The organism is Pseudomonas sp. MNR3A, from assembly GCF_009650575.1.
GTDB lineage: Bacteria > Pseudomonadota > Gammaproteobacteria > Pseudomonadales > Pseudomonadaceae > Aquipseudomonas > Aquipseudomonas machongensis.
The window spans coordinates 132,205-145,662 of sequence record NZ_VZZS01000003.1; the positions used below are offsets into that span (position 1 = coordinate 132,205).

Below are 13,458 nucleotides of genomic sequence, written 5' to 3' on the forward strand. Positions count from 1 at the left end.
CGTCTCTCCAGAATCGCCTCACCACAATCACAATAACCGTGAGGCCACTCCCGTGGACCAGACCCTTCAGGTACGGCAAGCTGCCGCCGACCTCGTCGACGCCTTTGCCAGTAACGACACCGCCCGCTATTTCGCCTGTTTCAGCGAAGACGCCACCTTCCTGTTCCATACGCTGCCCCAACCGCTGCTGTCTCGGCGCGCCTATGAAGACCTTTGGGCTCAGTGGCAAGCCGACGGCTTTGCCGTGCTCGACTGCGCGTCGAGCAATGCCCACGTGAGCCTGCAGGGCGATCTGGCGATCTTCATGCACGACGTGGCCACACGCATTCGCATTGCCGAGCAGGAACAGGCGCTGAACGAGCGCGAGACCATCGTGTTCCGCCTGCAAGGCGAGCGCTGGCTGGCGTGCCATGAACACCTGTCGGTCGCCTCCTGCGCCTGACCTTCGACAACGGCCTTGCCGCACTGCCATCGCACCCACAACAAAGCCTGCCACAGGCCAACAACACTCGCGCTGGAGCATCACCATGAGCCACTCGACCGGTATCGAGACCAATGGCGTCGAACAGATCCCCGACGATCAACGCGACGCCACCCCGCTTGACCTGTTCCGCCTGATCTTCGGCGGTGCCAATACCTTCGCCACCGCCGTGCTCGGCAGCTTCCCGGTACTGTTCGGGCTGTCCTTCCAGGCGGGGCTGTGGGCGATCCTGCTCGGCGTCGGGGTCGGTTCGCTGATCCTTGCACCCATGGGGCTGTTCGGCGCACTCAACGGCACTAACAACGCCGTCTCGTCCGGTGCGCATTTTGGCGTACACGGACGCATCGTCGGCTCGTTCCTGTCGTTGCTGACCGCCGTGGCGTTCTTTTCGTTGTCGGTGTGGAGCTCGGGCGATGCCCTGATCGGAGGCGCCAAGCGCCTGGTCGGACTGCCCGAAACCGACCTCACCCTGGGTCTGGCCTATGGGCTATTCGCAGTGCTGGTGCTGGTGGTGTGCATCTTTGGTTTCCGCTTCATGCTGTGGGTCAACAAGATTGCGGTATGGGCTTCGAGCCTGCTGTTCCTGCTCGGCATCGCCGCCTTCGCCGGCCCGTTCGACGCAAGCTTCGCCGGCAGCGTCAACCTCGGCCAGCCGGGCTTCTGGGCCGCCTTCGTTGGCGCCGCGATCCTCGCCATGAGCAACCCGGTGTCCTTCGGCGCGTTCCTCGGTGACTGGTCACGCTACATCCCGCGCCAGACCCCGAAATCGCGCATCATGCTGGCGGTAATCCTGGCCCAGGCCGCGACCCTGATCCCGTTCCTGTTCGGTCTGTGCACCGCGACCCTGGTGGCCAGCCAGGCGCCGGACTACATCGCCGCCAACAACTATGTCGGCGGCCTGCTGGCGATCTCGCCGGCCTGGTTCTTCCTGCCGGTGTGCCTGATTGCCGTGATCGGCGGCATGTCCACCGGCACCACCGCGCTGTATGGCACCGGGCTGGACATGTCCAGCGTGTTCCCACGCCTGCTCAGCCGCGCGGCCGCCACCCTGCTGATCGGTGTGCTGGCGATCGCGTTCATCTTCATCGGCCGCTTCGCCTTCAACCTGGTGCAGAGCGTGTCGACCTTCGCCGTGCTGATCATCACCTGCACCAGCCCGTGGATGGTGATCATGATTCTCGGCCTGATCACCCGCCGTGGCTTCTACCACGCCGACGACCTGCAAGTGTTCACCCGCGGCCAGCGTGGCGGCCACTACTGGTTCCTGCACGGCTGGAACTGGCGCGGCATGGGCGCCTGGATCCCCAGCGCCGCCGTGGGCCTGTGTTTCGTCAACCTGCCGGGACAGTTCGTCGGCCCGCTCGGGGACCTGGCTGGCGGCATCGACCTGAGCCTGCCGGTCACCCTCGGCATCGCCGGCGTGCTGTACCTGATCCTGCTCAACCTGTTCCCCGAACCTGCCGGTGTCTACGGCCCGCGCGGCCCGCGCTGGGTACGCTGCAAAAGCGCTCCCGTGACACCCGTGACCACTGCCGAAATGGCCTGACTGGAATCCGACCATGACCACTCCCCACTACATCGACGGCCGCTGGGTCGAAGGCCAAGGCAACGACAGCATCAGCGTCTACGATCCCTCTCTGGGCGCACCTTTCGCCGAGCTGAGATCGGCCAGCAGCGCCCAGGTGGACGAGGCGGTGCAAGCCGCACGCCGTGCCCTGCCCGCCTGGAAGAGCCGCCCGGCCGCCGAGCGCGCGACCCTGCTACGCGGATTTGCCGAGCAACTCGGTGCCCGCCGCGAAGAACTGATCGCGCTGCAGATGCGCAACAATGGCAAGCCGCGGCACGAGGCCGAAATCGATCTGGACGACGCGGTGGCAACCTTCGCTTACTACGCCGAGCTCGCCGAACAACTGCCGCAGAAGAACCGCGACGTCCCCCTGGCCGCTCCAGGCTTTACCGCACGTACCCGCCTGGAAGCCGTCGGCGTGGTCGGCCTGATCGTGCCGTGGAACTTCCCGCTGGTGACCAGCGCCTGGAAGCTCGCCCCGGCCCTGGCCGCCGGCTGCACCGTGGTGCTCAAGCCTTCGGAGATCACCCCATTGATCGAACAGGCCTACGGCCAGATCGCCCAGCAGCTTGGGCTGCCGGCCGGGGTGCTGAACATCGTCAACGGCAAGGCCGAGACCGGCGCGGCGCTGAGTGGCCACAACGGCCTGGACAAGCTGTCGTTCACCGGCAGCAATGCCGTCGGCAGCCAGGTCATGCGCAGCGCCGCAGCCCAGTGCCGGCCAGTGACACTGGAGCTGGGCGGCAAGTCGGCGATCGTTGTGTTCGACGACTGCGACCCAGACCAGGCAGTGGAGTGGATTGTCGCCGGCATCACCTGGAACGCCGGGCAGATGTGCTCGGCCACCTCGCGCCTGCTGGTGCAGGACGGTATCGCCGACACGCTGCTACCACGGCTGCAGGCGGCGCTGGAGAAATTGCGCGTGGGCAACCCGCTGGTCGAGGAAGTAGAGATGGGACCGCTGACCAGCCAGGCGCAGTGGCTCAAGGTCGCCGGCTATTTCGCCACCGCGCGCGAGGAAGGGCTGAAGTGCCTGGCCGGAGGCAAGGCGTTGGACGCAGAGGGTTGGTTCGTCAGTCCGACACTGTACGTCGATGTGCCCGAGACCAGCCGCTTGTGGAGCGAAGAGATTTTCGGCCCGGTGCTGTGCGCACGCCGGTTCACCACCGAGGAACAAGCGATCGCCGAGGCCAACGACAGCCGCTTCGGCCTGGTAGCCACGGTCTGCTCGGCGGACCTCGAACGCGCCGAGCGCGTGGCCGATGCGCTGGAGGTCGGGCATGTATGGATCAATTCGGTGCAGGCGGTGTTCGTCGAAACTTCGTGGGGGGGCACCAAGGGCAGCGGGATCGGGCGCGAGCTTGGGCCTTGGGGATTGTCGGGGTATCTGTCGGTGAAGCACGTGACGCGGTGTTTAGGGTGAGTTTTTAAGCGCTCTTTCTAGGGTTCGGGGAATGAGCTGGCCTGGTAGACATCTCTTTCAAGGTATTTGCGTAGAGGCTGACAGGTGCTCGCCGAAAGTTTTGTTGGGCCTGTGAAATCGAGCGCCGCCCGCGCGGCGCTTCGCGGGCAAGCCCGCTCCTACAGTTTGTTTCGGGCCAGTCTCTCCTGAGCTATCACCGGGTCCGCCTTGGTGATCCGACGCGGTTTCGGCGCGGGCTTTGCCGCCGCTCCACATGACTCAAGACATACACCAAAGCAGGCGCCGGTACTTTCACAGGAATAATTGGCCCGAAACAAACTGTGGGAGCGGGCTTGCCCGCGAAGCGCCGCGCGGGCGGCGCTCGATTTCAAAAGCGCTAAAAAACTTTCGGCGAGCACCTGCCAGCCCTGACGCGCTCGCATGCAGAGCCCATCGCGGGACAAGCCCGATCCCACCGTCATCATGGATGACGACCTCCCCTTACCTGTCAGACATTTCCGAAACTGAAACAAGGTGCTTCAAAGCCTCTCAGCTTGGGAATTACCCTACGCGCTCTGCAGACGCTTCGGCATTGTCGATCAGCACCAGCAGGACTAACTTCCCCGGGTCGTCGTAATGACGACCGGGTGTGAGAGCCTGAGATCTGGTTTGCAGCCTCTGCGGCAGCTGTTCGCGGGCAGGATTCGTCCTGGCCGGGTTCCCAGGTCCTCGGTCTCTCACCCCGCGTCCAGCTGCCACCCAATCCTGTGAGAGGGATCAGTGTGTAGCTCCTGACTAACCTGGGAGATTCACCATGAAAAAGCTTGTCCCTGATCCGCCCACCTCGCAGCACTCTATCCATTCCTTCTTCATCATCAACCCCGACATGCCCACCACCGACGCCCTCGTCCACCTTATCCAACTGATGCACGGAATCGAGGACACCCTCGATGAATACTGCTGCGCCAATGCCGGGCTGCCTGGGAACGGGATGCTGGTGAATGCGGCGCACAGCGTGCAGATGGGCAGGCTATTGGCTGAACATGTGCTGGGGGATGGCAAACGCAGATAACAGCTTTGCCCAATACCCGTAGGAGCGGGCTGGTCAGATTTGGAACAAGACAGCCGCTCGCAGACGCATCCCTTTCAAGGGTGTTTGCGTAGAGGCTGACAGGTGCTCGCCGAAAGTTTTGTTGGGCCTGTGAAATCGAGCGCCGCGCGGGCGGCGCTCGATCTCACAGGCGCTAAAAAACTTTCTGCGAGCACCTGTCAGTCTCTACACAATCACATGCGAACACCCTCTCCCACAAACATCTGTGGAAGAGGGCCCGCTGCCTCAAACCGACTCGTCGGCCGCCCGCGTCCCTTCCTGCAGCAACACCATGCTCTGCGGCGACGACAGTGCGATGCCTTCCTCGCGCAGCCGCCCGAGAATGGCGAACAGCAGGTCGCTGCGCGCGCCCGATACCTGACGCGGCCCGGCCACGTAGCCGCTGGCGCTGAGCACCATGCCGCTGGCGGTCAAATCCTTGAAGGTTACCGACGGCGCCGGGGCATCGAGGATCGCCTCGTGGTCGTGGTAGGCCTGCAGCAACAGCTCGCGCACGTGGTTGGCGTCGGTCTCCAGTGGCAGGGTCAAGGTCACACCGACAACACCCAGGGCGTTGGCCATGGTCACGTTGCGCACGTTCTGGGAGATGAACTGCGAGTTAGGCACGATCACCGTCGAACGGTCTGACATCTGGATCTCGGTGGCGCGCACGTTGATGCGCCGGATGTCACCCTCCACCCCCGCCAGGCTGACCCAGTCACCCACCTTCACCGGGCGCTCGGTAAGCAGGATCAGGCCGGAGATAAAGTTCTGCACGATCTGCTGCAAACCGAAACCGATACCCACCGACAGCGCACTGACCACCCAGGTCAGGCTGGTCAGGTTGATGTGCAGGGTCGACATCACCAGCATGGCGAGGAACAGGAAGCCCAGGTAGCCAACCAGCGTCACCAAAGAGGCACGCATGCCAGCGTCCATGTCGGTTTCCGGCAACAGACGCTCGCTCAGCCAACGCTTGACCACACGGATCGCGAACAGCCCGCCGAAGAAGATCGCCAGCGCCAGGAAGATATCCTGGGGCACGATGTTCAGATTGCCGAGAATCTTGCCACCGCTACCATCCCAGTCGGCCAGGCTCAGCAGCAGCTCGCCGGGGCTGGTGCCCGAGGGCATGAAGGCCAGCAACGCAGCGATGAACAGCAATACGGTCCGACCGATACCGGCCAGCACCGTGCTGGCCTGGGCCTGGTGGCGCTGCTGCAGGCCTAGCGCCGAGGCCAGCGCCAGCCCACCGGGCTGACGCGGCGACAGCAAGGTTTCGCAGAGGTCGCCGAACACGGTCACCAGCAGGTAGGCGCACACCGCAACGACGCTGATCCACAGCAACTTGGCGGTCAGGAAGTAGGCCAGGGTGAGGTAGCCGGTGAGCAGCGCCAGCAGGATCGCGATGACCCACACCACCACCACGAAGGGGATCAGACCCGCCAGGCCCGCCGGGCGCTCCAGCCCATGCTGGCGGCGAGTGCGGCGATAGCGCACCAGCACAGCGACGAACAGCAGCGATACCACCAGCGCGGTCAGGCCGTTGGTGGCCAGGGTCAGTGCCAGGCTAGTGCCGATGACGCTGTTGATGCGCTCCTGGGTCAGCAGCAGCACCAAGGCCAGGGCCAGGGCCTGCGGGAACCAGCCCAGGGCGCTGGCCACTTCGTCGGGAATTGGCGGCAGGCGCCAGGACGGGCGTTGCAGCATCAGCATGGCGCGGCCCAGGCCAGAAATGAAGGCGCTGAACACCACCAGGGTAAGGACGTGGTTGGTCAGGCTGGCCAGATCCGCGCCCAGCTCGGCACTGCTTTCCAGGCCCCAGCGCAGCAGCGACACGGAGCCGGCGATGGTCGCCAGGGTGGCCAGCGCCACACTCAAGGCCAGGGCGCTGCGGCGCAAGCGGCCTTCGGGCAGCCAGCGGATCATCGCGTCGGCCAGCAGGCGCTCAAGCACCTTGCGCACCAAGGTCCAGACCAGCACGGCAGCGACCAGCGCGGTGATGAACAACCAGCGGTGCTCGGCGCTGAGGGCACTGGCCACGGCATCTGCCGCCTCGCCGCGCAGGTCGCGCAGGCGCGCCACGTCTTCATCGGTAGGACGGATCAGGCTCGACCAGAACGCCGGGCTCAGCGGGCTGGCGGCGCGGCTGGTGATCTGCGAGTTGAACAGGCTGCGGCGCAGGTTGACGATCTGCGTAGACAGGTCACGCGCCGACTGGGTGAGCTGGGTAGCTTCGGTCTGCTCGGCCACCAGGGCCTTTTTCTGCCTGTCCAGTTGCTGGCGCTGGCGCGTCAGGCTCTCGGCCTCCTCGGGCTGCACCGGCCCGAGCACATTGAGCTGATCATCCAGCCGGGCGACATCCGCCGTACGCTGCGTGGCCAGGGCATCGGCCTGGCGCTGAACCTGCAGCGCCGACTGACGCAGTTGCGAGAGCAGATCGTCATTGGCATTGCTGGTCACGCCCTGGCGGATCTGGTCGAGCCGGTCGCTCAACTGATCCAGGCTGGCATCTTCGTCCAGCACCTGCTGTTCGGCAGCGGCCAGGCTCGATACCGGCGTGGCCGGTGCGGACCAGGCAGGCGTCGCCACCCACAGCAACAATGCCAAAATTCCTACGTAAAAACGCTCAAGGCTTATACGCCTCATCGAAATCCCCTCTATACAGCTCGACAGGCGGAGGATTCTACGCTGCCGCGGCGATCAGGTGATGACCGTTTCTCGCGCCAGCAACTGACGCTTGCGTTCCACGCCCCAGCGATAGCCACTGATATCGCCGTCACGCCGTACCACTCGGTGGCAGGGAATTGCCACGGCAATGCGGTTGGCTGCGCAGGCCAGGGCTACGGCACGCACCGCCTTGGGTGCGCCGATGCGCTCGGCGATATCGCTGTAGCTGACCCGGCCGCCCGCCGGTACCTCGCGCAGCGCCTGCCAGACACGCTCCTGGAAGGCGGTGCCCTGTACATCGAGGGGCAGTTGCAGCCCCAGCGACGGCTGCTCGACAAAACCCACCACCTCGGCAACCAGGCGCTCGAAAGCAGGATCACCACCGATGAAATGGGCCTTGGGGAACTGGTCCTGCAACTGTTCGAGCAGCGTTTGCGGGTCATCGCCGAGCAGGATCGCGCAGATGCCGCGCTCGCTTTGCGCCACCAGGATCGCCCCGAGAAAGCACTGGCCAAGGGCAAAACGAATGGTCGCGCCCACGCCGCCGGCCCGGTACTCACGCGGCTGCATGCCCAGGCGCTGGCCCGCGCTGGCATAGAAGCGACTGTTGGAGTTGTAGCCTGCGTCGTAGATCGCGTCGGTGACGCTGCCGGCCTGCTCCAGCCCTTCACGCAAGCGTCGGGCACGAAAGGCCGAGGCATAGGCCTTGGGTGTGAGGCCGGTTTCGGCCTTGAACAAGCGGTGCAGGTGGAAGGGGCTGACACCCAGTTCGGCACCCAACTGCTCGAGTTGAGGCGCGCTGTCGTGGGATTCGATCAGCCGGCAGGCACGCGCAACCAGCGCGGTACGCTTGGCGCCAGGGTCGGCGAGGGTTGCCGTGCAGCGTTTGCACGGGCGGTAGCCGGCGGCTTCGGCAGCGACGGCATCATCGAAGAACTCGACGTTTTCGCGCTTGGCCATGCGCGACTTGCAGCCTGGCTGGCAATAAATGCCCGTGGTGCGCACGGCATAGACGAAGTGACCGGCAGCTTCTGGATCGCGGGCCTGGACGGCCTGCCAGCGGGCTGCATCGGTGTTGTAGGGGGTGGCTGGCATGGGCGGGGCCTCTGGGGTGATTGGTTGTCAGCGTGGCAGGTTCTGTTGGACTGGGCTCTCCGGTTCTTGCGGGGGTTATTTTGTGCCGGCCTTTTCGCGGGCAAGCCCGCTCCTACAAGAGCCAGCACACCCTTGCCCGCGAAAAGGCCCCGCCTCAAGCCCGCCACAGATACCAGGCCGCCACCGTCCGATAAGGGCTCCAGACCCCGCCCAGCGAGCGCATCTGCGCAGGCGTCGGTGCCTTCTCCAAACCCTTCAGGCGACGGTATCCCTCGCGCACCCCGAAGTCATCCACCGGCAGGATGTCCGACCGCTCGAGGCTATAGATCAGCAACATCTCCACCGTCCAGCGCCCCACGCCACGCAAGGCCACGAGGCGCTCGATCAGCGCCTCGTCCTTCATCGTCAGCGCCTCTTCGCGCCCGGGCACTGCCCCTTCGAGGCGGGCCTGAGCGATGTGCAGGATGCTCGCCAGCTTGCTCGCCGAGAAGCCACAACCGCGCAACACCTCGGGGTCAGTGGCGAGCAACTGCTCGGGCGCAGGAAACGCCACCTGCGGATATAACGCCAGCAAGCGCCCGAGTATCGCCTCGGCCGCCCGGGCATGCAGTTGCTGGTACGCCACCGCCCGCACCAGCGCCTCGAACGGCTCACGCCCAGGCGTAGCGCGGTGCAGGCACGGCCCGACCGCGGCGATATGCCGGGCCCAGTCCGGGTCCAGCCCGCTGAGGAAGTCAATCGCCTGCTGATAGGCGTGCGGCGAGAGATCGGCATGGATCATGGCACGTTACCCGTGGAATGAGCTGAAAGCCCCATGTTAGACCAACCGTTCATCGCAAGATCGCCGAATCTTGCGCGACAAATTCCTGGTATGCCATTGCTCCGACAGCATTGCCCCGCATAGAATTGAGAACTATTCACAGTCACCTCCTCACTTCTTCGCAACCAGGGCCGCAGCCACGATGCAGATGAACGACATGCTCAAGCCTGCCGAAGTCGATCTGCTCTACCAGGCTCACCACGCGTGGCTGCGCGGCTGGTTGCGGGCACGGGTCGGCTGCCGGGAACATGCCGCGGACCTCGCCCAGGACACCTTCGTACGCCTGCTGCGCGCGCGTCAGGTTTCGCCGCTGAAAGAGCCGCGCGCCTACCTCAGCAGCGTCGCCCGCGGGCTGATGATCGATCAGTTCCGGCGCCGTGCACTGGAACGCGCCTATCAGGAAAGCCTGGCCTGCCTGCCCGAAGGCGAAGCGCCCAGCGAGGAGCATCGCCTGGTGATCCTCGACACCCTCGAACGCCTCGACCGCGCCCTGCAACTGCTCAAGCCGCGGGTGCGCCAGGCGTTCCTGCTGGCCCAGCTCGATGGCCTGAGCATCCCGCAGATCGCCGCGCACCTGGAAGTGTCCCGGGCCACGGTCGAGCGCGACCTGGCCCGGGCGCTGGGCACCTGCTATCGGTTGCGCTATGCCGACGCCTGAGCGCATCCCTGCCCAGGCCCAGGTCGACGAGGCAATCGACTGGCTGGTGAAACTGCGCTTCGACGATCCATCGGCGCACCACCAGCAGCAATTCCAGCACTGGCTGCACAGCCATCCGCACAACGCCCTGGCCTGGCAGCGGGTCAACAGCCTGGGCAACGAACTGGCCGGCCTGCCTCCCGACCTGAGCCGGCGCACCCTCGAGGGCAGCCAGCGCCAACGCATGAGCCGGCGCAACAACCTCAAGCTGTTGGTCGCATTCGCCGTTGCCGGCGGGGCTCTCTGGACTGCGCGCGAGCCCCTGGGCCTGCCAGCGCTGATGGCCGACAGCCGCACCGCGACCGGCGAGCGCCGCGACTTGCAAGGCAGCGATGGCAGCCGCATCCAGCTCAACACCGCCAGCGCCATCGACCTGCGCTACAGCGCCGACCAGCGCCTGCTGACACTGATTCGCGGCGAAGTCAGCCTGGACAGCAACGCCAGCGACAACCGCACCTTTCACATCGACACCGCCATCGCCGACATGGACACCCGCAACGGCCAGTTGCTGCTGCGCGAGAACGACGACGGCCTGCTGCTGGCGGTTCGCCGTGGCGAGGTACTGCTGTTCCCCTCCTCCGCTCGCCCACGGTGGGTGAAGACCGGCGAGGTGCTGCAGGTGAGTGCCTCGGGGCAAACCGAGGTGGCGGCCCTGCATGGCGACCCGTGGGGCTGGACCGATGGCGTGCTCAGCGTGCAGCAGATGCCGTTGGGCGAGTTCGTGGCCGAACTTTCGCGGTATCGGCCGGGGCTGCTCAGGTGCGCACCGGAAGTCGCCGGGCTGAAGGTTTCCGGGACTTATCACCTGGCAGACACCGATCAGATCCTGCTGTTGATCGCACGAAGTTTGCCGGTACGCATCGACTACCGCACGCGCTACTGGGTGAGCATCGACCTGGCCTGATCCCCGGGCGTTTGGCCAGTCACCCTGTGTCATGAAAATAAATGAGGTGGAATCTCATTCTCGTTCGGCCTGAAGGAACAAAGCCCGAAAAGTGGTCTCCCCAACCTTCAGGAGCGTTTCATGATTCGCCCGTGTTCCCCCCGCAACGACAGCCTGCGCAGCGCCATCCACGCCGCTGCCTTCGGTCTGGGCTTGGTCACTGCTGCACTCTCCGCCCAAGCCCTCGCCGCTCCGGCCAGCCAGAACCAGCAGATCGCCTGGAACATCCCGGCAGGCCCGTTGGCCCCAGCGCTGGACCAGATGGCCCGCCAGGGCGGCCTGAACCTGTCGTTCGACGCGAACAGCCTCCAGGGCAAGACTACCCGTGGCGTGCAGGGCAGCTACGACAGCGCCCAGGCCCTGTCGATCCTGCTGCAGGGCAGCAACGTGCAAGTCCAGCAACAGAGCGACAAGAGCTTCATGCTGATCCCGGCGCTGGACGTCGGTGATGCACTCGAGCTTGGCGCCACCAGCATCTCCAGCGATCGCCTGGGCGAGACCACCGAGAACACCGGCTCCTACACCACCGGCGCGGTGACCATCGGCAAGACTCCGCAAAGCATCCGTCGCACCCCGCAGTCGGTGACCGTGGTCACCCGCCAGCGCATCGACGACCAGAACATCACCAACCTCACCAACCTGCTCGAACAGACGCCCGGGGTAGTGGTCAACCTGACCGACAGCGAGCGCGTGCAGTATTACTCGCGCGGCTACTCGATCGACGCCATCCAGTACGACGGCGCCACCGTGGTGCAGAGCAGCGGCGGCGGCTCGTTCATCCAGAGCGACTCGGCAATCATCGACCGCGCCGAGATCCTGCGTGGGGCCACCGGCATGCTGCGCGGGGCGGGCAACCCTTCGGGCACGGTGAACCTGGTGCGCAAGCGCCCGACCTACCAATACCAGGGCAGCGGCAGCATTACCCTGGGCACCTGGAACGCCCAGCGCTATGTCGCCGATATCTCCGGGCCATTGACCGAAACCGGCAACGTGCGCGGGCGGATCATCGCCGTGCACGACGACAAGGACCACTTCCAGGAGTCGCGCCAGGAACGCAAGGACGTGCTGTACGGCGTACTGGCCTTCGACCTGAACGACAGCACCACCCTCACCACCGGCCTTGAATGGACCAAGCTCGACGCCACCGGCGCATGGGGCAACCTGCCCGCCAACTACGACGGCTCGCCGCTGCCGTTTGGCCGCAGCACCTACCTGGGTGCCGACTGGAACCGCTGGAACCGCAGCAACCTGCAGACCTTCGCCGAGCTCGAACATCGTTTCGACAACGACTGGAAGCTCAAGCTGATGGCCCAGCGCACCCATTTCGAGTTGGCCGACGATGGTTTCAAGCAAACCTACTTCACCCGCGCCACCGGCGCCGCCAACCCCACCAACAACCCGTACCTGATGAGCTACCAGGTCACCGAAGGCGATGGCGGCGAAAGCCTGCAAAACAACCTGAGCGCGACCCTCAATGGCCCGTTCGACCTGCTGGGTCGTACCCACGAGCTGATGCTGGGCGTCGAGCGTATCCGCAACGATTCCTACGCCTCGGCCACCAACTACGTTCAGTCGGGGGTGTTCGACATCCGCAACTGGGACCCCAAGACCAGCCTGGCCAACCCGTCTATCGACATCCTCGCCCACCCGGTGCGCACCCGCACCACCCAGGAAGGCGCCTACGCCACCTGGCGCATTTCCCTGGCCGACCCGCTCACCGCGATCATCGGCGCACGCACCAATTGGTACGACTATGAGCAGGAAAACAACACCCGCTCCAACGGCAAGTTCAGCGTCGACAACGAAGTGGTGCCCTACGCGGCGCTGATCTATGACCTCAACGACAACTTCAGCACCTACGCCAGCTATACCGAGATCTTCAACCCGCAGACCGCCACCGACGCCACTGGCTCGGTGCTCGCGCCGGTCACCGGCGAGGCCTACGAGACTGGCATCAAGGGCGAGTTCTATGACGGGCGGCTGACCACCTCGCTGGCGTTCTTCCGCATCTATCAGGTCGGCAACCCGCTGGACGACATCAGCGGGCCAAATCCCTGCCCACCGAACTACACCAGTGGCTACTGCAAGGTTGCGGCTGGCAAGAACCGCAGCCAGGGCTTCGAACTGGAGATTTCCGGCGAAGTGCTGCCGGGCTGGAACGTGACCGGTGGCTATACCTACAACACCACCGAGTACCTGAAGGACACCACCAGCAACACCGGCAATGCGATTCGCACCACCGACCCCAAGCGCATGCTGCGGCTGTTCACCAGCTACCGCCTGCCGGGTGAACTGGACGCCTGGACCATTGGCGGTGGCGTGCAGGCCCAGAGCGACATCTACAACCGCAGCGGCACTGCGGTCGCCACGCAGTCGGGGTATGCGGTGTACAACGCGATGGTCCACTACCGCTTCAACGACCACTATTCGTTGCAGGTCAACGCCAACAACATCTTCGACAAGCAGTACTACCGTCAGGTGGCACCGACACCGACCGGCTACTACTGGGGCGATCCGCGCAATGTGTCGGTGACCTTGCGCGGCAGCTTCTGACCTTCCCGGTCTGAATGGGTCTGTTCGCAAGCCAGTCGCAGCGGCGGTTCGGCGCCCCACAGGCCCTCCTCCCACGGAGATACCGCTGCTGTCCACAGCGTCTGTGGGAGCGGCGGTTCGGCGTCCTGACTTGCCCGCGA

Annotated in this window: 10 protein-coding genes; 7 read left to right on the forward strand and 3 right to left on the reverse strand. The window is 65.0% G+C overall.

The window, feature by feature from the left end:
- Nucleotides 1–52 precede the first annotated feature (52 nt).
- The 4 genes from F6X62_RS02455 to F6X62_RS02470 all read left to right on the forward strand — a co-directional run bounded on the left by F6X62_RS02455 (nucleotide 53) and on the right by F6X62_RS02470 (nucleotide 4,522).
- A complete protein-coding gene (locus F6X62_RS02455; protein WP_153772594.1) occupies nucleotides 53–442 on the forward strand; it encodes a nuclear transport factor 2 family protein in 390 nt (129 codons plus the stop codon).
- A gap of 85 nt (nucleotides 443–527) precedes the next feature.
- Nucleotides 528–2,027 carry a cytosine permease gene (locus F6X62_RS02460; protein WP_054895476.1) on the forward strand — a complete coding sequence of 500 codons (1,500 nt, stop codon included), beginning with the start codon at nucleotides 528–530 and terminating at the stop codon, nucleotides 2,025–2,027.
- A gap of 13 nt (nucleotides 2,028–2,040) precedes the next feature.
- A complete protein-coding gene (locus F6X62_RS02465; RefSeq protein WP_153772595.1) occupies nucleotides 2,041–3,471 on the forward strand; it encodes an aldehyde dehydrogenase family protein in 1,431 nt (476 codons plus the stop codon).
- A gap of 793 nt (nucleotides 3,472–4,264) precedes the next feature.
- Nucleotides 4,265–4,522 (forward strand): hypothetical protein, encoded by a 258-nt coding sequence (locus F6X62_RS02470; protein WP_153772596.1) that lies wholly within the window; start codon nucleotides 4,265–4,267, stop codon nucleotides 4,520–4,522.
- A gap of 264 nt (nucleotides 4,523–4,786) precedes the next feature.
- Here the strand turns inward: F6X62_RS02470 and F6X62_RS02475 are convergent, their stop codons facing one another.
- From F6X62_RS02475 to F6X62_RS02485, 3 genes are all read right to left on the reverse strand, one after another.
- A complete protein-coding gene (locus F6X62_RS02475; RefSeq protein WP_153772597.1) occupies nucleotides 4,787–7,189 on the reverse strand; it encodes a DUF3772 domain-containing protein in 2,403 nt (800 codons plus the stop codon).
- A gap of 54 nt (nucleotides 7,190–7,243) precedes the next feature.
- Entirely contained in the window at nucleotides 7,244–8,305 is a 1,062-nt protein-coding gene (ada, locus tag F6X62_RS02480; RefSeq protein ID WP_153772598.1) for a bifunctional DNA-binding transcriptional regulator/O6-methylguanine-DNA methyltransferase Ada, read from the reverse strand.
- Nucleotides 8,306–8,459: 154 nt separating this feature from the next.
- Nucleotides 8,460–9,086 (reverse strand): DNA-3-methyladenine glycosylase, encoded by a 627-nt coding sequence (locus F6X62_RS02485; RefSeq protein ID WP_063542870.1) that lies wholly within the window; start codon nucleotides 9,084–9,086, stop codon nucleotides 8,460–8,462.
- 181 nt (nucleotides 9,087–9,267) lie between these two features.
- Here F6X62_RS02485 and F6X62_RS02490 point away from each other — a divergent pair, with 181 nt between their 5' ends.
- The 3 genes from F6X62_RS02490 (at nucleotide 9,268) to F6X62_RS02500 (ending at nucleotide 13,318) form a co-directional block, all read left to right on the forward strand.
- Nucleotides 9,268–9,783: a sigma-70 family RNA polymerase sigma factor gene (locus F6X62_RS02490; protein WP_063542868.1), complete on the forward strand. Its 516-nt coding sequence runs from the start codon at nucleotides 9,268–9,270 to the stop codon at nucleotides 9,781–9,783.
- Nucleotides 9,770–10,726 (forward strand): FecR domain-containing protein, encoded by a 957-nt coding sequence (locus tag F6X62_RS02495; protein WP_153772599.1) that lies wholly within the window; start codon nucleotides 9,770–9,772, stop codon nucleotides 10,724–10,726. The genes F6X62_RS02490 and F6X62_RS02495 overlap by 14 nt, the downstream gene beginning before the upstream one ends.
- Nucleotides 10,727–10,846: 120 nt before the next feature.
- Nucleotides 10,847–13,318: a TonB-dependent receptor gene (locus tag F6X62_RS02500; protein WP_153772600.1), complete on the forward strand. Its 2,472-nt coding sequence runs from the start codon at nucleotides 10,847–10,849 to the stop codon at nucleotides 13,316–13,318.
- The last annotated feature ends 140 nt before the right edge of the window (nucleotides 13,319–13,458 follow it).

Excerpts from the sequence above, each read along its gene's own strand:
- F6X62_RS02500 (WP_153772600.1), top strand. The coding sequence starts at position 10,847 with ATGATTCGCCCGTGTTCCCCCCGCAACGACAGCCTGCGCAGCGCCATC.
- F6X62_RS02460 (WP_054895476.1), top strand. The coding sequence starts at position 528 with ATGAGCCACTCGACCGGTATCGAGACCAATGGCGTCGAACAGATCCCC.
- F6X62_RS02465 (WP_153772595.1), top strand. The coding sequence starts at position 2,041 with ATGACCACTCCCCACTACATCGACGGCCGCTGGGTCGAAGGCCAAGGC.
- F6X62_RS02490 (WP_063542868.1), top strand. The coding sequence starts at position 9,268 with ATGCAGATGAACGACATGCTCAAGCCTGCCGAAGTCGATCTGCTCTAC.
- F6X62_RS02485 (WP_063542870.1), bottom strand. The coding sequence starts at position 9,086 with ATGATCCATGCCGATCTCTCGCCGCACGCCTATCAGCAGGCGATTGAC.
- F6X62_RS02470 (WP_153772596.1), top strand. The coding sequence starts at position 4,265 with ATGAAAAAGCTTGTCCCTGATCCGCCCACCTCGCAGCACTCTATCCAT.
- F6X62_RS02495 (WP_153772599.1), top strand. The coding sequence starts at position 9,770 with ATGCCGACGCCTGAGCGCATCCCTGCCCAGGCCCAGGTCGACGAGGCA.
- ada (WP_153772598.1), bottom strand. The coding sequence starts at position 8,305 with ATGCCAGCCACCCCCTACAACACCGATGCAGCCCGCTGGCAGGCCGTC.
- F6X62_RS02475 (WP_153772597.1), bottom strand. The coding sequence starts at position 7,189 with ATGAGGCGTATAAGCCTTGAGCGTTTTTACGTAGGAATTTTGGCATTG.